Source organism: Paenibacillus sp. YSY-4.3 (assembly GCF_054767475.1).
The window spans coordinates 55,278-80,737 of record NZ_BAABMC010000001.1 but is presented as its reverse complement, the minus strand read 5'-3'; the positions used below and the strand labels follow the sequence as shown (position 1 = coordinate 80,737).

The following is a 25,460-nucleotide window of genomic DNA, read 5'->3' as shown; positions in this document are numbered from 1 at the left end:
ACCCCGGGACGCTTAGGCCTCCACAAATCTAGGTGCAGCTCAGCGCCCAGGGGTTCTGGGTATTTGTTATGAAATGAGCGGATATCCCGCTGCTTTATTTAACCTGAGCTTCTGCCTGTGCCTGCGCATCGCTTAGCGCCTGATCGATGCCCTTGCCATTCAAGTAATTTTGCATTTCGACGATCAGGATATCCTCGATGGCATAGGTAGAAATTCCGTAGTTCACCTTCGGAATCTCGGCCGTCCACGCTGCGAAATCATTGACGATCTGCTGGCCGCCGAAGAAATCGTCCGGCTTGGCGTAAGCTTCACCGGAAGCAGCTGCCTTCAGCGTGCCGATCGCGCCTACGTTCGTCAGCAGGTTCTGATACATATCCACATCCGATCCGAAGGTTTCGGCCAGGAAATCCGCAGCCGTCTCCGCACCCGGAATGTTCATGACATACCAGGAACTGCCTCCTAAGTTCGTCGCGTGCACAGAATTCGGCGTTTGTGGCAGCCTAGGAATCGGCAGGATTGCCCACTGCTCGGCTTGGGAGGCTTCCGCCTTCACGGATGGTGTAATCCAGTTGCCCGTCGGTACGGTAGCGACATCCCCGTTGTTGATGTTGGCGATGAACTGGCTCCAGTCCGCATTCACCTTTACGACGTTCGCTTCCATCATCTCCTTGTACAGCTCGAACGCTTCCTTCAGCGCCGCATTACCTGCCAGATCCGGGGTCTTGCCATCCTCCGCCAAATACCATGATCCGCCGGATTGAATCATCATGCGGATGATTCCCAGGTCGTTCGGATCCAGCGTAATGATGTCCTTGCCGGTCTTCTCCTTAACGACCTTTGCGATCTCGATATATTGCTTCCAATCGATATTCTTCAAATCGTCCAGCGTGTATCCCGCCTGCTCAATATAGTCTTTGCGGACATACATGCCCGTGACCCCGGAATCGAACGGTACACCGTATTGCTTGCCGTTCAGGCTGGTCGGCCCGATTTTGTAATCCGCGAAATCCTCGGAGCGGATTTTGCCGCTGAGATCATAGAATGCGTCCGGGTAGGATTGCAGGAACCCCTGTGCCCGATAGTCCTCGATCAATACGATGTTCGGCAGCCCTTTCGTCGTGCCGGAGTTCAGTCCCGTATTCAGCTTCTGGATAATGTCCGCTTGCGCGAATTCCACGATATTGATTTTGGCGTCGGGATTTTTCTTGCTGTACGCTTCCTTCGCAATGTTCAGCGCTGCAATGTTGAACGCCGGATCCCAGGCCCAGATCGTGATTTCCTCCGCCTTGCTGCCGGAATCGCTGCCGCCGCTATTGCCTCCGCTTCCCGCTGGCTCTTTGCCGCCTCCGCCGGATGAGCAGCCTGCGAGAATCACCATGCAGCTCAGGAATAAAGCTAGTACTTTCTTCATCGTTTCAGCCCCTTTGATCGTAAATGAGTTCTCTTTCCCCTGCTGATGAAGCCTCATCTTGCAAACGCTTACCACAGGATCTGAATTTATCGTAGCACCGGGCCAGAAAGCAGCGTTAGCAATTCCTTTACAGAGATTTGTCATTTTATTGTCCGAATGAATGCGCTTTCACGGAGTGTCTGTCTTTTCTTTGGATTCTGGTAATTTTATTGGCTTTCTTCTAAGCTGTCCTCATCAATTTTTATCGTTCAGCTAGTAATAGGTGGATTTATAGTAGTTAGTTTCTGTAGCAAGGAAGTGAAGATAAATTTAAATGGATTTCATGTCGTTAGAAGAAGGGATATTGCCAATGATGGCTTGTTTCTCGATTTTAGGTGCGTAAAATCCATCTAATCCCCTGAAACATCCGCTTAGAGCATAATTAGATACATGAATTCCATTTAGTGAATAACAGTTTCGTGACCAGCTATTAAGGCTATTTGCAATGGAAGTCAATTTGTTGCAATGAGCGGCAGCGTAATGCGGACGCGGGTGCCTTCGCCGAGCTTGCTCGTGATTGTCACGCCATACTCCTCCCCGTAAAGCAGCCGGATGCGGTCGTTGACGTTGGCCACGCCGATGCCTGAGAACAGCTTGCGCGAACCTCTGGATTTCGGCCCGGCTTGAGTCTTGTCCGCCCCTAAACCGGCCTCTTTAGCCGACTGCCGAACTCTGTCCTCCGCCCCATGCTCCAGCTCATACGCCGCCATATCCATGCCATCGCCATTGTCGGCCACCTCGCAAACCAATTTTTGGCCTTCCTTCGCTACCAGCACATGGATCACACCTTCCCCCTTCACATTGAAGGCATGGAAAAAGCCATTCTCCATAAACGGCTGGATCATCAGCTTCGGCACCTCGTAATGCGCGCAATCCGGCGCGACGTAATAGTTCACCCGAATCCGCTCCCCATAACGGATATGGTTGATGAACACATAGGCTTTAAGATTCGCCAGCTCCTGCTCTACGGTAATCGTCTCGCTGACGTTGCTGATCGTATTTTGCAGCAGCGAAATAAGCGCATGGATCGTCTCCACCGCTTTGTCCTTGCTGCCTTGCTGGACGAGGAATTTAACCGAAGCCAACGTATTGTACAGAAAGTGAGGGTTGATCTGCTGCTGTAAAGCAGCAAGCTCCGCCTTCCGCTGCCCCTTCTGCGTCTCCACCAGCTTGTCGACATATTCATGGATCTCGTCGAGCATATAGTTATAAGCCCGGCCCAGCTCGCGAATTTCGTAGCCGCCCGAGACGTTGACATAGTTATGGAAATTCCGCCGTGTCACCTTCGACATTTGGCGTGCCAGCAAGGTGAGAGAGCGTGTCATTTTGCGGGATATCAAAAAGACCACGACCAGTGCAACCAGCACGATCGCCAAACAAATAAGAACGACGCTTCGCGTATTGACCATTTGGCCAAGCACCATTTGCTGGTCGATCATGTTCACCAGATAAAAATCATAGGAAGGCAAATACTGAGCCAGCATGAGCTGGTCTTTGTCCATGAGGTTCACTTTTTTTACGTCCAAGCCCCGCTCTTCGATCTCTTCAGCATAGGACAGCAGCTCATAGCTTCTTCGCCCGGTCAGATCCGGCAAATTGCTCGTCATCACCGTCCCGCTCTTGTCCATAATGACAACATCGTTTCCTTCGCTCGTAAAGCTGCTGTAGAAGGGTTTGAAGTCATTCTCGTCAATGACGATATAGAGCATGCCGTATTCCTGGCCCGTCGTCCGCTCCAGCAATACCTTGGTCGCCACGATGAACTGCCGACCGGCTGCGTCGCGGTACATTTGATACATCAGCTTATCCGGGTGCGCCTTCGCCTTGGCTGTAATTTCGCTCTGCTGCAGCTCAAGGGCCGACGGCTTCACCAAGTTGACATTGCCCGAATAGCTCCGCCCGTTCTTCCCGACGATCGCCACCCCGACGGAATAGGCGTCCACCATCGACTGCACTCGTTTCATCTGCTGAGTCATGTTGTAATAGGAATTCATCACGCGAATGGATTGCGGCGCTTCGGCCTCCGTCAGAAAGGTCTTGAGCGTCCCGCTCTGCTGCGCTTGATTCGCGGCCAGCACGATCGAATAGTGAAACGCTTCGAAATTGTTATGAATCTGGTCAATGACTTTGGAATTCGTAATGCTGAACGTTTCAAGGAACAACTGCTCCGTCATACGCAGGTTCGTCCACACGACGGACACCGTAATGGTTACGATGCAAATGACCATTACGACAAACAATTTTATAAATAATCCATGAAATTTCAGCCGCTCAAACCTTGCCCTCATCATAGCTCCTTCTCCGCTCGTTCGGCGTATTGTCTCCGGTATTGAGTCGGGGACAGCCCTGTGCTTTTCTTGAATACTTTGCAAAAATAACTGTGATCCCCGTATCCGACCCTGCTGCTGATTTCCGATATTGGGATATCCCCCATGCGCAGCATATCGGCCGCCTTGTCGATCCGCACCCGGTTCAGATGCTCCTTGAAGCCCTCATGATGGTGCGCCGCAAAAAAGCTGGACAGGTAAGACGGATTGAAATGGAAATACCGCGCCATCTCTGTAAGACTGATCGGCTCGGCGTAGTGCTCATCGATGTAATCAAGCAGCAGCTTCATGCTGGGGTTGCCCTCCTGCAGGGCTTGCTGTGCGGACTGTACGCAGTCCCCCGCCTGCTGCCGGAACTCCTCGAGCAGCGAAGTAACCCCGCTGACATGCCGCGCCTCGTCTATGGCTTTAAAGTACGCATATTTAGCATCTTCTAGCGCTGTAACATCGAGGTTCAAGCTGCCAAGCATATGTATGACGTTAAACAGAATATTTCCGATCAATGACTTAAATTCAAACACCTCCGCCGTATAGGCTTTGGTATGCCAGGCAATATAACGCTCCAGCTCATCGAACCCTTCCGCCAATTGCAGCCTGCGAATCTGCTCCATAAAGGCCTGAAGCGCAAACTCCTTCGCCTCTTCCGCCTCCGGCAGCTCGCTTGGCATCAGGAGGGTATTCAGAGGCAAAAAGAATCGGAACTGCAGCAGCTTCAGCCAGCTGTCCCGGTAAACGCCGCCAAGCTGATCCAACTCGTGAAAGGAGTCGCTGAGCACCCATGACAGCTCTCCTTCCTCCGTTAACGAATCAGGATGCAGCACCTTCAGTTTGGGCGGCAGCGCCTCCCGCCCCTCTTCGTCAACATTCAACACATACACGGACAGATCTGGATAGCCGGCAATCGGACCGCAGGGAAGCTTTGCCGCAGCCATTCGTGGGAAGAGCGCTTTCAATTCATCCAAAACGGATGCATCCCCACAGCTCCCCAGCACATAAAAATAAGGATAAGGAAACCATTCGGCCGCTTGGGAGCGATCCAGCTCTATTTCATATTCCGATAACAGCTTTTCAAGCGTTTGCTGCATGGAAGCCGACTGAGTATTCTGGCGCACGGCTCGGCTTGGAGCCGGCAGCTTCTCCGCTGTTTTGCGCAGCACCTCAAGCAGCATTCCCGTCTCCAAATGCGGCTTCAGAATATAATCGGATACCCCGCTCTGAAAGGTCGAGCGCACATAATCAAATTCACTGAAGCTGCTAAGCACTATGACTTCAATCTCCGGCCAGTTATGCTTGATGAGCCGGGTCAGTTCCTCGCCGTCCATAACCGGCATCACGATATCCGTCAATACGATATGCGGGCGCAGCGTCTCGATCAGTTCCACCGCTTCCTTGCCGTTTGAAGCCTCGCCAACAATCTGAAAGCCCTCCTGCCCCCAATTCAAAATATGCTTGATGCCCTGCCGCACCAGAATCTCATCGTCCACAACAAGTATTCTGAACAGTTCGCGATTCCCCATCTCTACTCTCTCCTTCAAGCAACGTCCATCGATGCACCCTTGCTCCTTAATCGTACTCCTGCCCCCTAATTGCAGGCCAGCTCCCTAATATTTGCGGCTGCTTACTTCCCGCTCCGCCGTCACTTCCGTAAACACACTTTCTGAGGTAACGATCCGCTTGGGCAGAGTGCGCCCTTCCATGATTTCATTCACCGCCTGCATCAGGTTCGGACCCAGCAGCGGGTTGCATTCCACCACACAGTTGATGTTGCCCTCGATCAGTTGCTCTAGCGCCTTGCGCGTGCCATCCACAGACACGATAACGATATCCTTGCCCGGCTGCAGGCCATATTCCTCCATCGCTTCGATGGCTCCAAGAGCCATATCGTCATTATGCGAAAATAGAACGTCGATATCGCCGCCCAGCCTGTGGAGCAAAGACCGCATCGTCTTCTTGCCCTGCTCATGGGTGAAATCGGCGTATTCGCTTCCTATAATTACAAACTTGTCAGTACCCGTAATTGTATCATGGAATCCCCTGCCCCTGTCGATCGAAGGCGTTGAGCCTTCCGTCCCCTTCAGCTCGACGATCCCTACAGGACCGGCGGAGGCCGCCATTTTATCCAGGACGTACTTCCCGGCCTTCTGCCCCTCCTCATAGAAATCCGACCCGATCAATGTCACGTACTGCGAGGCGTCGGCTGTATCTACCGCCCGGTCAACGATGATTACCGGAATGCCCGCTTCCTGTATTTCGTCCAGGATGCCCTCCCAGCCGGACTGCACGACCGGAGCGATAGCGATGACGTCGACCTTCTGCCGGATGAAGCTGCGGATCGCCTCAAACTGCTTGCCCTGCGACTGCTCGGCATTGTCGAAGATCAGCGTGATGCCCGCTTCCTTCGCCGCCTCCTTCACGGACTGGCTGTTGGCGTAGCGCCAATCGCTCTCCGAGCCGAGCTGCGAGAAGCCAAGCACGATCGGCCGAGAAGGTGTCACGATGCCTTCAGGCTGGCCATCTCCATGAGGCGGCATGATTCCGGCGGAAGGAAGGCTTCCGTCTAATGCTGGGTCTTCTGCAGACCTTCCGGCCTCGCCCACCCCGTTCTCATGCATATGCGGACCAGCCGCACCCTCATTCCCCATGTGAGCCGAGCTGCAGCCTATGGGCAGCATCACCAGACAGACCGCCAAAATAAGCTTTAGCAGCAGCAAGACGCGTGGCTTCAAATCTTTGCGATACTCTTTCACCGCCCAGTCCCCCTTATCGCTTTGCACCTCTTTATTTTGCAAGTCTAACATGTTTCCCGGCCATTTTCAGGCAAAGAAAGGATATCCAAGGACAAGATGCATGCCCCATAGATATCCTTCAAAATGAAAGCTTCGCCCTCAGCTTCGCCCCGCCAGCCGCTGCTCTCCGAGCAGCCTTTGCAGCAAAATGAACAGCAGCAGGAGCACACCGATGACGATTCTCGTCCACCACGAGCTCAGCGTGCCTTCGAAGCTGATGATCGTCTGAATGACGCCTTGGATCATAACGCCAAAAAATGTGCCGAAGACAAAGCCTACTCCTCCCGTGAGCAGCGTGCCGCCTATGACGACCGCCGCGATGACGTCGAGCTCCATGCCGCTGGCATGCAGGCCGTATCCAGAGAGCATATAGAAGGTGAACACGACACCGGCCAGCGAGGAGCACAGGCCGCTAAAACCGTACACCATGATTTTCGTTCGGGCCACCGGCAGACCCATCAGCAGAGCCGATTGCTCATTGCCGCCGATGGCATACGTATTGCGGCCGAACTTCGTGTAGTGGGCCATGTAAATGCCGAGCACGACGACCAGCAATGCGATAATGACGCTGATCGAGATGAACGTGTTTCCCGGCAGCCTGATTTTCGTCTGAGCCATCGTGGTGTAGAAGGCATCATCGATCGTAATCGTATTGATGCTGATCACGTAACACAACCCTCTGGCCAGAAACATTCCCGCCAGCGTGGCGATAAACGGCTGAATGTTGAAATGATGGATCATCGCCCCCATCGCGGATCCGAACAAGATGCCAAGTGACAGCACGAGAGGGATGACAATGTACGGCGGCCAGCCCTGCTGCAGAAGACTCGCTGAGATCATCGTCGTCAGGGCAATCATCGAGCCGACGGACAGGTCGATTCCTCCTGACACGATGACAAAGGTCATGCCAACGGCAGCAATCAGCAGGAACGAATTGTCGATTAGCAAATTCATCAGCACCTGGAGGGAGAAAAAACCTGTGTACCTGAACGATCCGGCAGCAAACAGCAGGACAAACAGGCCAACCGTCACTAACAACGGAATATACTGGCGCTTAAGCATGGGGATTCACCTCCCGGTTCGCCGGATAATTGCCGGCCTTGCCACGCCCTCGTCGTCCGCGGAACAGTCCCCGGAATTTATCCGATTGGACCAGGCAGACGGCAAGCACGACGACCGCTTTGACGACAAGCGTAATTTCCGGCGGAACGCCAACCATATAAATCGTGGTCGTCAAGGTCTGGATCATCAGCGCGCCAATCAGCGTCCCCGTTAAATGGAATCGGCCGCCGTTCAGCGAAGTCCCGCCGATGACGACAGCCAGGATAGCATCCAGCTCATACCACAGCCCGGCATTGTTCCCGTCAGCGCTGGACACATTGGAGCTTAGAATAAGCCCGGCCATCCCCGCGCACAGGCCGCAGAACATGTAGACGGCAAGCATTACTGTCTTTGAGCGGATGCCCGCCAGCCGGCTCGCCGTCGGCTTGCAGCCAACCGATTCGATGAACAGGCCGAGCGCCGTCTTCCGCGTCAGCAGCGAAGCGATCGCAAACATGACGGCCACGATAAAGATCGAAAACGGCAGGGTGAACAAAGAACCAGCCCCGATATATTGATATTTCGGACTGAGCACGGTTATGATTTGCCCATTCGTGATCAGTTGGGCGATCCCCCGGCCGGCGACCATCAGGATGAGCGTCGCGATGATCGGCTGAATGCCGAATCCCGCCACGAGCAAGCCGTTCCACAGCCCAAGCAGCGCAGACAATACAAGGGCGACCACGACGGCAATCAGCACCGTAATCAATGCGTTCTGGTCGGCGCTGCGGCTGACGCTGAGGCAGGCCATGGCTCCGGTAATGGCAACGACCGAGCCAACCGACAAATCGATGCCGCTCGTCGCAATCACCAGCGTCATTCCTATCGCTACCAGAATCAGTGGCGAGCCGAAGTTGAGTATATCGATGAGGCTGCCGTACAGATGGCCGTCTCTCATTTTAATGGAGAAGAAATCCGGCGAATAAACGAGATTAAATAGCAATAATCCGGCTAACATGCATAACGGCCAAAACAAACGATGCTTGATCATCCCTGCTCCCCCCCTGCAATCGCCTGCATGACTTGCGGCTGGCTTGCTGTTCCGCCTAGCACTTCCTGCACTTTGCGGCGATCCCGCATAATGGCCACTCGATCACTCACTCGCAGCACTTCCTCGAGCTCGGAGGAAATGAACAGGACGGACATTCCCTTCTCCGCCAAAGATAAAACGAGCTTCTGGATTTCCGCTTTGGCTCCGACGTCGATGCCCCTTGTCGGTTCATCCAGAATCAAGAGGCCTGGCTCGGTGAGCAGCCAGCGTGCCAACAGCACCTTCTGCTGATTGCCCCCGCTTAAGTGACGGATAAGCTGCTCGGGGGCCGGTGGATTGATGTTCAATAAGCGGATGTACTCTTCGGCGATTTCATCCTGGCGTTTGCGGGATATTGTACGGAACCAGCCCTTCGTCGCCTGAAGGGCGAGGATGATATTCTCCCTCACGGTCAGATCGTCGATAATGCCCTCCGTCTTTCGATTCTCCGAGCAAAAAGCGATCCCCAGGTCTATAGCTTGCCGCGGGTTGGACATCATTCCATTGAACCCGCCAAGCCGGACATGGCCCTCATCGGCGCGATCGGCACCGAACAACAGCCTGGCGAGCTCGGTGCGCCCCGAGCCGAGCAGTCCTGCAACGCCTACAATCTCGCCTTTATGAATGCGTAAATCAAACGGATCAATCGAACCTCGCTTGCCAAGGCGGCTCGCTTCCAGCATGATCTCGGCGCACCGCTCCGGCCCCTCGCCTGGCTGTTTGGGCAGCTGTTCGAGCACGGAAAGCTCCTTGCCGATCATTTGCGATACCAGCTCTATGCGGGGAAGTTTCTGTGCCATGTATTCCCCGACAAATTCTCCATTACGGAGAATGGTTATTCGATCTGAAATTTCATACACCTGGTCCAGAAAATGCGTCACAAACAAAATCGCCAAACCTTCGTTTTTCAATTTGCGCATAATTTTGAACAGCTGTGCAACCTCGCCTTGATCGAGACTTGATGTCGGCTCATCCAGTATAAGCACCTTGGCCGAGACGCTTAAAGCCCGGGCAATAGCTATTAATTGCTGAACCGCTACCGAGTAAGACTGAAGTGTTCGCGTGACGTCAATTTGCAAATGCAATCTGTCCTGCAGAAGCCGCTCAGCATTCCGGTTCATTTCCTTCCAACGGATACGCCCCAGGCTGCGAGGCTCATTGCCGATATAAATGTTCTCGGCAACGGATAGATTAGGACATAGATTCACTTCTTGATACACCGTGCTGATGCCAGCGTGCTGAGCCTCCTGCGGGTTGTGAACCGCAATCGCCCGGCCGTTCATTTCCACGCTGCCTGCATCGATCGTGTACACACCGGTGAGTACCTTGATTAGCGTCGACTTGCCCGCGCCATTCTCGCCCATGAGCGCATGAACTTCACCCGGGAATAGCCGGAAGTTAACGCCGGACAACGCCTTGACGCCGGGGAACTGCTTATGGATGCCGTTCATTCGTAAAATAGGTTTGTTCTCTATCATTTGCACAGTCCTCTCCCTCCCCCATAGTAAGCAGCTCCGAACGAATGGCCAGGCCAGTCGTCCGGAGCGCCATTTCCCCTTGCCACCCCCGTCAGTACTGGCGGTTCGGCAGCTCCCGCTTCGCATCCTCCGAGGTGAACACCCCTTCGACCGTAACGATCCGTTTGGCCAGATCCTTACCGTTCACCACGTCGCGTACCGCATCCATCAATTGCGGGCCGAGCAGCGGATTGCACTCGACGATAAAGTTGATTTTGCCTTCGCTCGCCGCGACGAATCCGTCCTTGACGCCGTCTACGGTAATGATGATGATATCCTCACCCGGCTTCAGACCCGCGGCTTCAATCGCCTGGATCGCACCCAGTCCCATATCGTCGTTGTGTGCATACAGCACGTCGATCTTTTTATGCGCCTTCAGGAACGCCTGCATGACTTCCTTCCCTTTAGCCCGTGTGAAATCGCCCGTCTGGGAAGCGATCACCTTCAGCTTCGGATTGAAGGCGATCTCCTCGGCAAAGCCTTTCTGCCGATCGATGGCCGGAGCAGAGCCCGTCGTGCCCTGCAGCTCCACGATGTTGATCTCTTCCTCGGTATCCTTGTATTGCTCGACCAGCCATTTGCCAGCGCTGCGTCCTTCCTCAACGAAATCGGAACCGATAAACGTTTCATACAGGGACGTATCTTTGGAATCCACCGCACGGTCCGTCAAAATAACCGGGATGCCTGCGTCCTTCGCTTCCTTCAACACGGTATCCCAGCCGGATTCAACGACCGGGGAAAAAGCGATAACATCAACCTTTTGCTGAATGAAGTTGCGGATCGCTTTAATCTGGTTTTCCTGCTTCTGCTGCGCATCGGAGAACTTGAGTTCGATTCCGGCATCCTTGGCCGCATTCTGGATCGATTTCGTATTGGCCGTTCTCCAACCGCTCTCCGCCCCCACCTGTGAGAAGCCCAGCGTAATTTTCTGGTCGCCGGAATTCTCCTTGTTCACCGCCGGCTCTTGGCCGGTCTGGGTTGCCGCAGGCTGCTGGGCATCCCCGCCGCCATTGCCGCTGCCATTACCGCCACTTCCGCCGCCGCAAGCTGCGGACATGAGCAGCATCAGCGTGGCCGCCAGAATAATTCCTGATTTCCTGAATACCTTCATTTTTGTATCCTCCCCTTTTGCAAATCACCAATTTTGGATGGCGTGACCCGATTATAAAACGCTTCCAAAACAGGAGGATACGGAGTTTCATCGCGGTTTGATGCGATTTTTTTCGCATTATTGCCGCCTCCCCATATTTTGTTTGTTTTCTTGTGAAAATGGTTCAATTTTTTATTATCGATTGCGTTTTTATAGGGGATCATTCATAATTTGATTTACATTATTTATAAGGAAAGGGTCCGACTTCCGATGAAGCTGATCCACTCGTTTTCCTCAAGCTTGCGCGCGAAGCTGCTAGCCATGTTCGTACTTCTGACCGTCATTCCGTTAATCGCGATCGGACTGATCTCTTACCAGAAATCGTATAATACGGTGTATGAGAACAGTAAGGCCGGCGCCGTGTTAATCGCCGAGCAGTTGGCTCAGGATTTGGAGATTCTGTTTACGGATACAGGCAAATTGCTGGAACTCGGCAAGCATCCACGGGTGCTTCATTTTCTCTTTTCGCAGAACGATACCTACGAGGATGCCAAAGAAGTGCTCAGATTAATGGATTCATATAGGCAAACCTATAAATATGAAAGCGTTCTCAACATTTCGATGATCAATTTGTACGGTCGGGGAATCAGCGAGCGCCGCGGTGTCTTCCAGCTGGATAAAAATCCGCTGCGCAATCCCCACTTTACTTTTTTGCTCCATCATCCGGATGCCGTGCTCTACATTCCGCCGCCGGATGCCGATCCGCTGGACCGGCTGGACGGCTTCGCCGAGCCGCATGTCATATCGATCATGGCTGCTGTGAAGCAGCGGATTACGCACGAGGTGATCGGCTTCATCGTCATCGATCTGGACGATGCCGTCGTCAAGCAGTTTTGCGACAATGTCACCATCGGCGAAACGGGGTTCTTCTACGTCATCGATCAGAGCGGGAGACCGATCTTCACACCCACACGTTCGGACCGGGAGATCCAGCTCCCTGCGCAGGACAATTTATCGAGCCTGGCCGCTGGCTCCATGACAAGCTATGTAGATGCCTCTCGAGGAAGCCCTAAATTTATCTTTACCTCCGCTTCCAAGGCCACCGGCTGGAAGATCATCGGACAAGTGCCGCTCCAGGAGATCGTGTCCGAAGCGAATTCCATTCGCCAGCTGATCGTCGTTAGCGTCATATTAAGCATCGTGTTTGCGGTGTCACTCCATTTTTTCATCTCATCCAGACTCACTAGACCACTCCAATTGTTAAAAAATAAAATGCGGCTGGCCGCTTCCGGCTTCTTGGAATCGAAGGTCGCTCCTACAGGCAATGACGAAATCGCCGATCTCGGCCAGAGCTTTAACATTATGCTAAGCAAAATCAAGACGCTGCTGGAGCAAAACATCCGGGAGCAGGAGGAAATAAAGAAGGCCGAGCTTCGGGCGCTACAGGCGCAAATCAATCCGCATTTTCTGTATAACACGCTGGATTCGATTCTTTGGATGGCCGAGGCCGGCAAGACCGATAAGGTGATCCGCCTCGTCGAATCGCTCTCCCGCTTATTCCGAATCAGTCTGAGCAAGGGAAAGGACTGGATCAGCCTGGAGAAAGAAATCGAGCATGTGCACAGTTATTTGATTATTCAGCAAATGCGTTATCGCGATATTCTCGAATACGAGATTGAAACAGAGCCCCAGCTCCTCGGGGCTCCAACCTTAAAAATGCTGCTACAGCCCATCGTGGAAAACGCGCTTTACCACGGAATCAAGAACAAGCGGGGCAAGGGCCTCATCCGAATTAGCGCCCGTGCCACTAACGACGGGGGAATGGAGCTGAGCGTCCAGGATAACGGCTGCGGAATGGATGCGCACAAGCTTGAACAGCTGCGCGTCAATTTGGCGAATCAGCGGCTTCCGGCAGAAACCGGCGAGGAGGTCTCCGGCGGCTTCGGACTGCATAACGTACAGCAGCGAATCCGGCTGTATTACGGACAGCAGTACGGCGTCCAGGTGGACAGCAGCGAAGGAGAAGGTACAACTGTGACGATGCGAATTCCGATGAGAGGACGTGATTGAGCGATGAAAAAGGTCTTTCTAGTCGATGACGAAATTCTGATCCGGGAGACGATCCGGGACTGCGTCCATTGGGAGCAGGAAGGCTTCCTCTACTGCGGCGATGCCTCGGACGGCGAGGTCGCGCTGCCGCTAATCGAGAAGCTTCATCCGGACATTCTGATCACCGACATTAAAATGCCTTTCATGAACGGCTTGGAGCTGTGTGCTCTCGTCCGCCAGCGTATGCCGGATATTAAAATCATCATTCTGAGCGGACACGGCGAATTCGAGTACGCCCGGAGTGCGCTCAGCATCGGGATCGAAGAATACTGCCTGAAGCCGATCAGCTCTGCGGATTTGACCAGCCTGCTGCGGAGCGTCAGCCGGAAGATCGATAAGGAACGGGGCGAGCAGGCGCAGCTTGAACGTCTGCGGCAGAACGAGAGCATGGGCAGGGCGCTATCCCAGGCAAAGCTGCTGGACGATTTATGCAGCGGCTTCCTCACGACGCCGGAGACGCTGCATGCCGCGTCCCAGCTGGAGGTACCGCTGATCGCCCGTTACTATGCGGTCGCAGTGATGGATCTGCGCGATGGCGATGACCAGGCGGGCGGTCACGCCTCGGATCAGCAAGCCACCGGTGAAATGGCCGGAGTCACAATGGAGGGACCGCTCCATGATGCTAAGCTCCTGTTCGGGCAGGCTGCTGCACTGAACACGGCGGATAAGCAGCTGATGCAGCAAATCTGTTCCTGGAAGGATGACACGGCCCTTCCCTTCCGCCAGAGCCGGACGAAGACAGGCTGGATTGTTAAAGGCGATACGATCGATGCCCTGAAGGAACGGATCGAGCCGTTCCGAAGGCTGCAGGAGAGCGCAGCCGAACAATCCCGAAGCTACGTCATAGCTGTCGGTATCGGCTCGATTCAGGACCGGCTGCAGGGCGTTCATCTGTCCTGTCTGGAAGCGGAAGAGGATATGCACTGGCAGCGGCTGTCCCGGCAGAACCGCCGAAATTTATGGGAGGCGACCCGCAGTACGCTGTACAGGAACATTTTTCTGGACCGGCAGGCCTTCATAGGATTTCTTAAGGTCGGCTCTCCCTCGGAAACGCCGGGCTTCATCAGGGATTTTGCAGCGGTACTGCAGCCCATTGACTGGAACACCTCATTGATCGGTTACTATATTCTAAACGACATCACGCTAGAAGTAATTCGCACGGCAGAGGAGTTGTATCGCCAGCCCGAGTCCCCTGACAGCTTCCTTCGGCCGTTCCAGAGCGAGATTGAGTCGATCCGAGCCTGGGAGGATGCGTGCGCTTATTTGACCCGGCTGGCTGAGCAATTCTGGCTTTGGCGCACCCGCTCCTCTGACCGCTACGCCCACCTGCTCGTCCAGGTCAAGGCCTACATTCAGGCCAACTACGACAAGGACCATATTTCTCTTCAGGACGCGGCTGATTACGTAAATGTAAGCCCTAGTCATCTCAGTAAAATATTTAGTCAGGAGACGGGACAAACGTTCATCGAATTTCTGACCCAGACCCGGATTCGCAAAGCGATGGAGCTGCTGCATTCCACTCAGGCCAAAACGTATGAAGTCGCCTTTCAGGTAGGTTATAGCGATCCGCACTATTTTTCTAACCTATTTAAGCGAATTACCGGGATGACCACGACGCAATTCCGCAGGAAGGGAACGCTCCCTGCGGCGCTATACCGGGCGGAAGGAGCAGCAAATGAGAGCAGCCAGACAATTTCTCTATAGCCGGGTACTACCTGTCACAGTTATGCTGTTCAGCTGTCTTGTCTTTACAGGCTGCCAATCTGCCCTGAGCACGGAATCCAAGCCCCCATCCATCAAAGCTGCTGCTGCGAGCGAGGAAGAAGCGCCGCACTATACCTTCGGCATCATTTATCCGGTAGCGCATCTGTTCTATGAGGAGATTACCCGTTTAGCGGAGGAAGCGGCAGCTCCTCATTCCATACGGCTTATCGTTAAAGCGCCGGAAAGTTTCAGTGCCGACCAGCAGATTCATATGATGGAGACGATGATCCAGCAAAAGGTCGATGCCATAGCCATTGCTCCTATCGATGCGGCCGCCTTAGCTCCAGTGATCAACAGGGCGGTTGAGGCCGGAATTCCGGTCATTTGCTTCGAGTCGGACTCGCCGGGAAGCCGGCGGCTCTCTTTTATCGGCACGGATAATGTCAAGGCCGGGGAGCAAATGGGCCAAGTAATTCAGCAACTGCATAAAAACAAAGGAATGCTTCTCATTGAATCCGGCGTGCAGAGCATGAAAGTGAATCAAGAGCGTCTCGGCGGCTTGCTCCGGTATTTGCAGGATTATACGAATATACAAGTGCTTGAAATCCGCTACCATGGAGGTAATAGCGACAAGGCCTTATCCGATTTGGAACAAATGATCGACGATCACCCGCATTTCGATTCGTTAGTGTCGATCGACTTGATCTCCAGCTCGACTTCCGTACTCGTCTGGAAGGCCAAAGGCTTGAACCGGCTTGCACTATCTTTCAACATGACCCCGGAAATGAAGGAAGCGATCCGCAATGGACAGATCACCTCCGTCATTTCTCATCACGAACAGGACTGGGGGCACCTGCTCATTGAGCATCTGCTGCGGGCGGCCGAGGGCGAGCATCTTCCTCCTTTCGTCGACACAGGAACCCAAGTAGTACAGGGTCTGTTATCGGAATGAAACATTGCTGTATTATAATTGGATTACAGAACTAGTGTTTGGATATTTTAACGAGAACGTGAATAGGGGCGTATTTATGACAAATAACCACAAAATAGCCATCATCGGCGGAACGGGAAAAGTCGGACGTTATATCGCTGCAGCCGCGCTGCGGAAAGGTTATCAGGTTCGCATGCTCGTAAGAAATCCGCGGAAACTGGACGGCCATGATGACAGAATCGAAATCCTGCAGGGCAATGCGGAAAATAGAGATCATATACGACAACTGCTCCAGGATTGTGATGTTGTGGTGAACGCTTTTGGCCAACCGCCTGGAGATGTTCCGCTTTATAGCTCCGTAACCAGCATGGTTCTCGAAGTAATGAACGAGCTGGAAATCAGCCGTTATATCGGCGTAACGGGAGGCTCTCTCACCTTGGAGGGAGACCGGAAACGGCTCATGAATAAGATTGGTGCGCTGCTGTTCAGAATCTTCTTCCCTGCGATGATCAAGGACAAGCAGAAGGAAGCGGCCATCATTCAACAATACTGCAACATCGAATGGACGCTGATTCGGCTGCCGTTCGTCGTCGAAGGTGCCGAAAGCGGCGGTATCAAAGAAAATCTAACCGATATGCCCGGAAACAAAATTACGAACAAGGACATAGCGAGCTTTATCGTTCGCCAGGCCGCAGAAGTCAAGTACATTCATAAAACCCCTTTTATCGCTACATAGAGATTGCACGCCGGGGAACAAGAAAATCCCCGTCTCATATTCATGAGATGGGGATTTCAAGCTGGCTTCAAGTCCGATCTTGATTTCGACTTGATTTGGATTTGGATTTGGAATTGGTATTAAGCCAATTGCAGTAATTCCTGAATGCTCGATTGGATGACGTCGATGGAATCCGTCGGCTCAAAGCGGCGCACAACTCGTCCCTGCCCGTCGATCAGAAATTTGGTGAAATTCCATTTGATCGCGTCGCCTACCAGCCATTCCGGCGCTTTTTCAGACACCATCAGCTTCAGCAGCTTCGCGTTAATATCACTTTCATCAAAGCCCTGAAACGGGGCAGCCTTCTTCAAATAATCAAACAAAGGATGAGCCTGCTCACCGTTCACATCTACTTTCGCAAACATCGGGAATTTCACGCCATAATTGATTTGGCAGAAGGACTCCGCTTCTTCATTCGTACCTGGCTCCTGCTCCCCAAACTGATTGCAAGGAAATCCGATGATCTCCAGCCCTGCGGCGTGATACTGCTCATAAACCTTCTGTACGTCGTCAAACTGAGGAGTAAATTTGCATTTGCTAGCCGTATTCATGATCAGGACCGGCTTGCCCTCCAGTTCATATAAGGGAAACCGCTCACCATTCGTCTTAAGCACGTTAAAGTCATAAATTGTTAGCATGGATTTCTGTCACCTCATGATAGTATGTATTGATTTTCAACATATAATAGATTTGCGAGAAATGCAATAAAGCCGTTCCAAAATGAGCGTTGTAACACACTTATCTCTCCATCCGATTAGTGTGACCAAATGCTTACGGACATGAGATCCCCTATTTGCATGTAAAATGGATTGTTTACTGTGCTTACGGACACAGGATCAGCTATTTGAGCTTTTTCACCGGTTTTGCTGCTGTTAAGGTGGAATAACGGAAACTGTGTCCGATAGAATGTGAAATTTGCTGATTTTGGACAAATAGCGGAACTAGGGTCCGTTGGCGAGATGGCTTGCGACATACGGGCTTACAGCAGATAGGCGTGTGCAGCTAGCAGGCGTATAGCTGGCAGGCGTGCAACTGGCAAGCGTGCAACTGGCAAGCGTGCGGCGTGGTGTTTCACTGGATTCAATAATAAACCAGCGGCAGTCTTGGACTGGATAATAAAATCCTAGACTGCCGCCAGTTGATAGAACTACCTTGGCTCACGTAAAAAATTGGCTTTGCTGCAACTTGAAATTGTTTCCTCTTCAACGGATTTAGCGGTACAGCTTGAAACGCGCTGGCCAAAATCGTTCTTGCTCGCCTATACTGCTTCTGGTCGTGCAGGTGCGTCGCCAGATTGTCGAGCGCATCGGACCAGCCGCCGTACATTGTACTTATCGCCGGGCTGACCGGCGAATCCGCGCAGGTGGGAGATCATTCGGTGCGGTTGCCCTGTTCGGTGAGATTCAGCGTCACGACAGGGGAGTTTAGGCCCAAGGCTAAGCCATCAACTGCTGCAGCTTGTCCAAGCTCAGCTCGGCCGTCGAGGCGAGCAGCAGATCAGCGGCGCCAAGCTGAGCGGCGCTTCCGATGCCGACGGCCTTCATGCCAGCGGCCTGGATGGCCGCAACACCTGCCTCGGCATCCTCGACGCCGAGGCAGTTCGCCGGATCTACGCCAAGCATTTCTGCGGCCAGCAGAAATATTTCCGGATCCGGCTTGCCTTTGCGGGCGCTGCCAGGGTCAGCCACCGCCTGGAACCAGGAGCTGGCTCCTAGCCGCTCCAAGATGAACGGCGCATTGTGGCTGGCCGACGCCAACCCGACCGCAATTCCCTGCTCTTGCAGACTGACGAGCAGTTCGCGGATGCCCGGCAGCAGATCGGCTGGCGTGATATGCTCGATCATCCGCTTGTAGCTGTCGTTCTTCCGCTTGGCCAGCTCCGCCTTTTCTTCCGCTGTATAGCTCCGCTCGCTGTCCTCGAGCACGATCTCCAGCGACTCCATCCGACTGACGCCCTTCAGACGTTCATTCTTAACGCGGTCAAACGGAAGGCCTAGCTCCTCAGCCAGCTCTTTCCAGGCCAGATAATGGTATTCTGCCGTATCGGTAATCACGCCGTCGAGATCGAAGATCACGGCCTCCAATTTTTTCACAAATGGCATGCTCACCGGTACTCCCGGCAGCAGTTTCAAGGTATGCCCTTTATGCCTGATCTCCAAGCCCTCCGTACCGTCGCTCTCTAGCAGTTTATACACAACTTCCTCACGATCGACGAAAATTTCGATCAGTTGACCGCAGCTCATCACCTTAAAGCGATAGCTGTCCCACTGCGCCGGCAGCTTCGGATCGAAGCCCAGCACTCCGTCATAGGCGCGCATACCGCCAAAGCCGTTTACGATCGACATCCAAGATCCCGCCATAGCCGCGGTATGCAGACCATCCTTGGCATTGCGGTTCACGTCGTCGAGGTCCATGCGGACCGTGCGGTCGAAATAGGAATATGCGCTCGCCAAATCCCCAATTTCCGCGGAGATAATGCTGTGAATGCACGTAGATAACGAGGAATCATGCGTCGTCAACGGCTCATAATAATTGAAGTTGCGGATTTTATCCGCCAAGGAGAACCGGTTGCCAAGCAGGAACATCGCGAGCACAAAATCGGCCTGCTTCAGCACCTGATGGCGGTAAATGACCAACGGGTGATAGTGCAGCAGCAGCGGGTATTTATCTGCCGGTGTGTTCTCGAAATCCCATTTTTTCTTCGTTAAAAATGTATCGTCCTGCCCATAAATGCCCAGTTCGTCATCAAACGGAATAAACATCTTCTCCGCCGCATTGAGCCATCCTTCAATTTCTTCCTCCGTCAGCCCAAGCTCCCGGCATAACCGGTCGTAATCCTGCGGATACTGTTCCCGCAAAAGTGCCGCCGTCTCATAAGCGTAGGCCAACTGTTCCTGCACCATCAGATTCGTGTACGCATTGTTGTTGACGATCGCCGTATATTCGTCCGGTCCGGTTACGGCATCGATGCAGAAGGCACCGCCGCGCGCCGGGTTGTAATGGCCAAGGTCAGCCCAGAAACGGGACGTCTCAAACAGAATTTCGGCTCCTTTGGTAACAAGGAATTCGATATCCCCGGTCGCCTGCACGTACTGCTTCATCCCGTAAGCGATATCGGCGTTGATATGCGCCTGGGCCGTGCCCGCCGGAAAGTAGGCCGAATTCTCGGCGCCGTCGATGGTACGCCAAGGGTAGAGCGCTCCTTTCTGCGACATGACGGCTGCCCGCTCCCGTGCTTTATCCAGCGTGTTATATCGGAACTCTAACAAGGTCCTGCCGATTTCGGGCTGTGTATACGTGAAGAACGGCAAAATATACATTTCCGTATCCCAGAAATAGTGGCCTTCGTATCCCTCTCCGGTAAGACCCTTGGCTCCGATATTCGTGACGCCGTCGCGGCCTGCCGATTGCAGCAAGGCAAAGGCGTTGAAGCGGATCCCTTGCTGCAGCGCCACATCGCCGTTAATTTCCACGTCGGCCCGCTGCCAGAATCGCTCCAAATAAGCGCGCTGCTCCTCAGCCAGCAGCTCAAAGCCGCTGTCACTCGCCTGTCGCAACATTTCATTGCTGCGGCTGACCAGCTCCTCCTCGGCATAATCCCGGGTCGTATGATACGAGATGTATTTCGTCAGCCTGGCTGTCTCGCCGCTTTTCAGCTGAAGATTATATTTCGCCGACATCCGCTGCTCGCTCTGCTGCACCGACATCTCGTATCCCCAAGGGGCTTCGATGCGATGGCTGATTGCAGTAAGGAGAGCAAATCTCGTATAACGGGTACGATGCCTCATCCATAACATCGCTTTCTCGTGCCCGGTCTCTTCCAGCAGCAAATTCGGCTCGGAGCGGGCTCCGCCAAGACGAGGATCATCCGTCGCTTCTGGCTCGGCAATGTTGCCGTCCATTGCGGAAATCAGCGCGACATTGCCCTCGAAATTCAGCGCGGTCACCTCATATTGGATCGCCGCCAAATGTTTATGCTGCAAAGCAACCATCCGCTGAATCCGGATCATCATACGATGCCCCGCTGGCGATTCCCACTCAATTTCACGCTCCAAAAGGCCCTTCTGCATATTCAGTTGCCGTTTGGAGCTATGCACCTTGCCCGTGTGAAACTGAAACGGATGCCCTTCGACTCTCAGCTCGATCAATTGCGCGTTCGGAACATTTAACATGGACTGATTGCGCGACGGGTACCCGTAAGCCCCCTCGGGATAGATAATCGGCTCGGAATCGTAGAAGCCGTTCAAGTAGTTGCCGACGACCGATTTTCCCTTCTTGCCGTAATATCCTTCCTCAAAATTGCCGCGCATGCCGATATATCCGTTGCCTAAAGCAAATATGCTCTCATTTCTTTGATTGTTCTCTTCATCATAGGATTGTTCAGTAACGTACCATTCCTCATAAGGATACAGTGCCTTTGAATGTACGTATGGCTTCATTTTCATCTCTGCCAGGCCCCTCCAATTCCGTAATCATTCTCTTGTTGATTGCTACAGTGTTAGCCCTTGAGCGATCCGCCCATAAGTCCTTTGACAAAATATTTCTGCAGTAGGAAGAAAATCGTCAGCGGCATCAGCATCGAAATAAATGCGGCCGAGGTCAGCAAGTGCCAGTCGTTGCCCCGTGATCCGACGAGGTCGGCAATCTTCATGGACATAACTTGTACGCCCGGCTGGTTGCCGATGAAGATCAGCGATACGAGATAATCGTTCCATACCCACAGGAATTGGAAGATCGCGATCGATGCCAAGGCAGGCACGGACAGCGGCAGGATCAATCGACTGAAAATGGTAAAGTGGCTTGCGCCGTCAATGAATGCCGACTCGAATAAATCTTTAGGCAGCTGGCTGATGAAGTTATACATAAAGTACGTCACGAGCGGCAGACCAAACGCGGTATGTGCCAGCCAAATACCCAGGTAGCTGCCGTTCAGGCCGAGCGCCGTGTAATCCTTCAAGATCGGAATAAGCGCAACCTGTATCGGAATGACGAGCATAGCGATAATAACGACAAATAGTGTCTTGCGGCCCGGGAATCGCAGCCAAGCAAAGGCATACGCCGCAAACGAGGCGATCAGCACCGGAATAATGGTTGCCGGCACAGCAATCGTCAGCGTGTTCCAGAAGGCCTGGGACAAGCCGGTTCCTTTTTGCACCGTTTCACTGCCATCTCCGAGCTTCAGCTTATACTCCTTCCCGGACAATACGTTCTTGTAGTTGTCCAGCGTAAAATTGGGCTTCACTTCCCAGCCGCGCTCCTGCATATTGACCGTGCGGGCTCTGCGGTTCTCCCATACCAGGCGATGGTCGCCCTCGCTCACGCCAGCCTTCAACTGGTCATCAGTGTAGGTTTTGCCATTGACCTCAATCGGCTCGCGCAAATCGACCTCTTTGGACAGCTGCAGGGTCTCTCCAGCCTTCCATTCCTGGTGAGGAAACACCTTCCACCAGCCAGTCTGCAAAATATCCGCCGCAGGCCTGAATGAGGAGATGAATAATCCTAGTGTTGGAAGCAGCCAGATAAAGCAGATAATGCCGAGCACGACGTTGACTACAGTCTTGCTTCCTTTTCTCTTTTTACGGCCGACCATTTAGAATCCCCCCTGCTTGCGGAACTGGCGCAAATTGATAATGATTACAGGCAAGACCGCGATCAGCAGCACGATAGCCAGCGTGGAGCCGTAACCGAAGTTGCGGTACATAAAAAACTGCCGGTAGAACTGCGTCGCTACAACCTCTGTATCGTATTGACCTCCCGTCATCACCATGACGACGTCAAATATTTTCAAAGTGAATACAATAATGGTCGTGGTGACCGTCAAAATCGTAGTAGAGATATATGGAATCATAATGCCGAAGAAAATCTTCACTTCGCCCGCGCCATCCACGCGCGCCGCCTCCAAAATATCCTCGGGGACGCCCTTGATCGCAGCGGAGAAAATAACCATCGCAAATCCCGTTTGCATCCAAATAAGTATCATGATCAAAAAAAAGTTATTCCATGGCTGGAGCATACTTGTCCAGGCCTGCGGCTCGCCGCCAAAAAATGTAACGATCGCGTTCAAAATCCCGATTTGCTCGTCACCAGGCTGATAATAATAAACGAACTTCCAAATAACGCCGGCGGCCACAAAGGAAATCGCCATCGGCATGAAGATGATCGACTTGGCGATCTTTTCGTAGCTGCTGCGGTCAGCCAGAATCGCAATCAGCAGACCCAAGCTTACGCAGGCCAGCGTTCCGACGAACACCCACAGCAGGTTGTTGCGAAGCGCCGTCGCGAGCAGCCGGTCAGTAAAGATGGCTGCATAGTTGGCCAGACCGACGAACTTATCCGAGGATGCATTGAAGAAGCTTAGGTAAAGCGTCCGCAATGCGGGCAGAATAAGCAGCCATCCCAGGACGAGAGTTGCCGGACCAACGAAGACGTAGGGCAGAACTTTCCGGCGGACATGCTCCGGGTACTGCTCCACCGCCCAGTTAAACGAATAGTAGATTTGATAGACGCCGACGACTCCCCATATCACGGCGAATATTGCCGTCAGCAGCGGGTTAAGCGTAGAATCGCGGAAAAACAAAAATATCAAACCGTGTACGCCGATATTAATTATTAGTACAAGCAAGGATAAGAGCACGGCTTTCATGCTAATTCTTGGTTTTGCTTGTGCACTCATAATAGCTCCTCCTATAAGTTTTGCGGAGCAAAACTGTCTTCGTAAGCATACGCTTGTTTTGCGGAGCAAAACTGTCTTCGTAAGCATACGCTTGTTTTGCGGAGCAAAACTGTCTTCGTAAGCCTTGAACTACTTCGTGATCAAAAGTGTCAACTTTTCAGCACCGAAGCCTAAGCTTTCGATGCACGTTTTTTCAAAACGTTTTAGGTTGCACGAACCCTGTTGCCTATGCTCCCGATGTGAGTTTTGCTTTGCAAACTTTTAAGAGGAGCGGAGTGTAGGAGAAGCCTACATGAGCACCTACAATGTTTCCAAAGGAAACATACTACGGAAGCATATGCTCTTCAAGGGTGAGTGCAAGATTCGATGCCGATTAGCACCTTGAACTACTTCGTGATCAAAAGTTGATTAGACAAGAAAAGAGGAGCAGCTAGCAATCGAACCATAGTGCTCCTCTTTACCAGTTAACAACGTATTAAAAATGATGATAATAACAGACTAGTTATCCCAGCCGGACTGAATTTGTTTCAATGCTTGATCCAGAGTTGCCGTACCGCTCACGTAGTCGGTCATACCTTTCCAGAACGTACCAGCGCCAACTTTACCAGGCATCAAGTCAGATCCGTCAAAGCGGAGCGTGGATGCATCCTGTACGAGCTTCGCCATGCGGCGGTCGGATTCAGAGCTGTACCAGTCAAGGGATGCGTCGTTCATTGGCGCGATTACGCCGCCGGATTGAACCCAAGTCTTGATGGATTCGCCTGTCGTGAAGAATTCCATGACTGCACGAACTTCCGGACGGTCATTGAACATTGCATAAATGTCGCCCGCTACAAGTACTGGCTTGCCATATTCTTCATCAATGGATGGCAGGTAGAACCAATCATAGTCTTCATCGACTTTAACCGTTTCCGGGAAGAAGCTGGTGATGAAGTTACCTTGACGGTGGAACCAGGCTTTTGGAGGATCCGTAAACATTGGAGCCGGAGCATCACCGAATGCCGTAGTTACGATCGATTTCGTACCGCCGTATACATAATCTTTATTCATCCAAATGTCAGACATGATTTCTACAGCACGCTTCACTTCAGGAGATGTGAAAGGAAGCTCGCCGCTTACCCATTTGTCGTAATTCTCTGGAGTCGTAGTGCGGAGCATGATGTCCTCCACCCAATCCGTAGCCGTCCAGCCTGTTGCTGCGCCGCTCTCGATACCGATGCTCCAAGCAGGGTCGCCGTCCTTGGCGATTTGCTCGGTCAAGGCCATCATTTCATCCCATGTCTCAGGAATTTTATACCCTGCTTCTTCAAACTGCTTCTTCGGATACCATACCAAGCTCTTCACGTTACTGCGGTTCCAGATCCCGGCCAGAATTTCGCCGTCCTTGCCCACCATCGTTCCCATGTCGAGCCAGCTTTGGTTGTAGTTCGCTTTCAATTTGTCCTGGTCAAGAATGTTGGTCAAGTCGATGACTTTGCCCGTTTTTGCGATAGAAGCCAGCAGACCCGGCTGCGGGAAGTCAGCGATATCCGGAGCATTTCCACCGTCTACGCGGATGTTGATCGTTGCTTCGAATTCTTTGGAGCCTTCATATTGAATGTCGATACCGGTTTTCTCCTCGAATTCTTTAATACTGTTTTCAAATTTCACTTGGTCAGCATCTACGAACGGACCGAACATCGTTACCTTCGTCCCTTTATATTCGCCTTTCAGCGCCAGCTCCAGCGGAGATAGATTCTCGTTGCTGCCTTCATTTGCCGCTCCCTGGTTGTTGCCTCCAGTCTGATTATTCGCTGGCGGCTCATTCTTCGCCGTATTGCCGCCTCCACCACAGGCGCTTAGCACCATCGTGAATGACAGCAATAGTACGAGAAGCAATGACATTTTGCGTCCTACAGCGTTCTTCATCTTATGAACATCCCCTTTAGTTTATTAAGTCTTGCGTCCCTCGTTGTAGGGTCATACTA

The 25,460-nt window shown here is 52.7% G+C and carries 18 protein-coding genes; 5 read left to right on the top strand and 13 right to left on the bottom strand.

Going from position 1 to position 25,460, the window contains the following annotated elements:
* Positions 1 to 94 precede the first annotated feature (94 nt).
* The 8 genes from ACYUJT_RS00340 to ACYUJT_RS00305 all read right to left on the bottom strand — a co-directional run bounded on the left by ACYUJT_RS00340 (position 95) and on the right by ACYUJT_RS00305 (position 11,322).
* Positions 95 to 1,411: an ABC transporter substrate-binding protein gene (locus tag ACYUJT_RS00340; RefSeq protein WP_460317898.1), complete on the bottom strand. Its 1,317-nt coding sequence runs from the start codon at positions 1,409 to 1,411 to the stop codon at positions 95 to 97.
* Positions 1,412 to 1,902: 491 nt separating this feature from the next.
* The gene (locus ACYUJT_RS00335) at positions 1,903 to 3,738 is read right to left on the bottom strand and encodes a cache domain-containing sensor histidine kinase (RefSeq protein ID WP_460317896.1); all 1,836 of its coding nucleotides are present in this window, start codon (positions 3,736 to 3,738) and stop codon (positions 1,903 to 1,905) included.
* Positions 3,738 to 5,294, bottom strand: a complete 1,557-nt coding sequence (locus ACYUJT_RS00330; RefSeq protein WP_460317894.1) for a response regulator — start codon at positions 5,292 to 5,294, stop codon at positions 3,738 to 3,740. Before ACYUJT_RS00330 ends, ACYUJT_RS00335 begins: the two co-directional genes overlap by 1 nt.
* Positions 5,295 to 5,378: 84 nt before the next feature.
* Positions 5,379 to 6,524 carry an ABC transporter substrate-binding protein gene (locus ACYUJT_RS00325; protein WP_460317892.1) on the bottom strand — a complete coding sequence of 382 codons (1,146 nt, stop codon included), beginning with the start codon at positions 6,522 to 6,524 and terminating at the stop codon, positions 5,379 to 5,381.
* A gap of 138 nt (positions 6,525 to 6,662) precedes the next feature.
* A complete protein-coding gene (gene yjfF, locus ACYUJT_RS00320) occupies positions 6,663 to 7,625 on the bottom strand; it encodes a galactofuranose ABC transporter, permease protein YjfF (protein ID WP_460317890.1) in 963 nt (320 codons plus the stop codon).
* Entirely contained in the window at positions 7,618 to 8,655 is a 1,038-nt protein-coding gene (locus tag ACYUJT_RS00315) for an ABC transporter permease (protein ID WP_460317888.1), read from the bottom strand. Before ACYUJT_RS00315 ends, yjfF begins: the two co-directional genes overlap by 8 nt.
* The gene (locus ACYUJT_RS00310) at positions 8,652 to 10,172 is read right to left on the bottom strand and encodes a sugar ABC transporter ATP-binding protein (RefSeq protein ID WP_460317886.1); all 1,521 of its coding nucleotides are present in this window, start codon (positions 10,170 to 10,172) and stop codon (positions 8,652 to 8,654) included. Before ACYUJT_RS00310 ends, ACYUJT_RS00315 begins: the two co-directional genes overlap by 4 nt.
* A 91-nt stretch (positions 10,173 to 10,263) precedes the next feature.
* Complete coding sequence (locus tag ACYUJT_RS00305) at positions 10,264 to 11,322, bottom strand: ABC transporter substrate-binding protein (protein ID WP_460317883.1); 1,059 nt, start codon at positions 11,320 to 11,322, stop codon at positions 10,264 to 10,266.
* 279 nt (positions 11,323 to 11,601) lie between these two features.
* Here ACYUJT_RS00305 and ACYUJT_RS00300 point away from each other — a divergent pair, with 279 nt between their 5' ends.
* The 4 genes from ACYUJT_RS00300 (at position 11,602) to ACYUJT_RS00285 (ending at position 16,781) form a co-directional block, all read left to right on the top strand.
* The gene (locus tag ACYUJT_RS00300; protein ID WP_460317881.1) at positions 11,602 to 13,371 is read left to right on the top strand and encodes a cache domain-containing sensor histidine kinase; all 1,770 of its coding nucleotides are present in this window, start codon (positions 11,602 to 11,604) and stop codon (positions 13,369 to 13,371) included.
* Positions 13,372 to 13,374: 3 nt separating this feature from the next.
* A complete protein-coding gene (locus ACYUJT_RS00295) occupies positions 13,375 to 15,114 on the top strand; it encodes a response regulator transcription factor (protein WP_460317879.1) in 1,740 nt (579 codons plus the stop codon).
* On the top strand, positions 15,086 to 16,066 hold the full coding sequence (locus tag ACYUJT_RS00290) for a sugar ABC transporter substrate-binding protein (protein WP_460317878.1): 981 nt from the start codon (positions 15,086 to 15,088) through the stop codon (positions 16,064 to 16,066). Before ACYUJT_RS00295 ends, ACYUJT_RS00290 begins: the two co-directional genes overlap by 29 nt.
* A 76-nt stretch (positions 16,067 to 16,142) precedes the next feature.
* Positions 16,143 to 16,781, top strand: a complete 639-nt coding sequence (locus ACYUJT_RS00285; RefSeq protein WP_460317876.1) for an NAD(P)-dependent oxidoreductase — start codon at positions 16,143 to 16,145, stop codon at positions 16,779 to 16,781.
* Positions 16,782 to 16,900: 119 nt separating this feature from the next.
* Here the strand turns inward: ACYUJT_RS00285 and ACYUJT_RS00280 are convergent, their stop codons facing one another.
* A complete protein-coding gene (locus tag ACYUJT_RS00280; protein WP_460317874.1) occupies positions 16,901 to 17,458 on the bottom strand; it encodes a glutathione peroxidase in 558 nt (185 codons plus the stop codon).
* 586 nt (positions 17,459 to 18,044) lie between these two features.
* Between ACYUJT_RS00280 and ACYUJT_RS00275 the strand changes: the two genes are divergently transcribed.
* Positions 18,045 to 18,248 (top strand): hypothetical protein, encoded by a 204-nt coding sequence (locus ACYUJT_RS00275; protein ID WP_460317872.1) that lies wholly within the window; start codon positions 18,045 to 18,047, stop codon positions 18,246 to 18,248.
* A gap of 8 nt (positions 18,249 to 18,256) precedes the next feature.
* Here the strand turns inward: ACYUJT_RS00275 and pgmB are convergent, their stop codons facing one another.
* The 4 genes from pgmB to ACYUJT_RS00255 all read right to left on the bottom strand — a co-directional run bounded on the left by pgmB (position 18,257) and on the right by ACYUJT_RS00255 (position 25,401).
* The gene (gene pgmB / locus ACYUJT_RS00270; RefSeq protein WP_460317870.1) at positions 18,257 to 21,265 is read right to left on the bottom strand and encodes a beta-phosphoglucomutase; all 3,009 of its coding nucleotides are present in this window, start codon (positions 21,263 to 21,265) and stop codon (positions 18,257 to 18,259) included.
* Positions 21,266 to 21,318: 53 nt separating this feature from the next.
* Positions 21,319 to 22,410: a carbohydrate ABC transporter permease gene (locus ACYUJT_RS00265; RefSeq protein WP_460317869.1), complete on the bottom strand. Its 1,092-nt coding sequence runs from the start codon at positions 22,408 to 22,410 to the stop codon at positions 21,319 to 21,321.
* On the bottom strand, positions 22,411 to 23,493 hold the full coding sequence (locus ACYUJT_RS00260; protein WP_460317867.1) for a carbohydrate ABC transporter permease: 1,083 nt from the start codon (positions 23,491 to 23,493) through the stop codon (positions 22,411 to 22,413).
* A gap of 498 nt (positions 23,494 to 23,991) precedes the next feature.
* On the bottom strand, positions 23,992 to 25,401 hold the full coding sequence (locus ACYUJT_RS00255) for an ABC transporter substrate-binding protein (protein ID WP_460317865.1): 1,410 nt from the start codon (positions 25,399 to 25,401) through the stop codon (positions 23,992 to 23,994).
* Positions 25,402 to 25,460 lie beyond the last annotated feature (59 nt).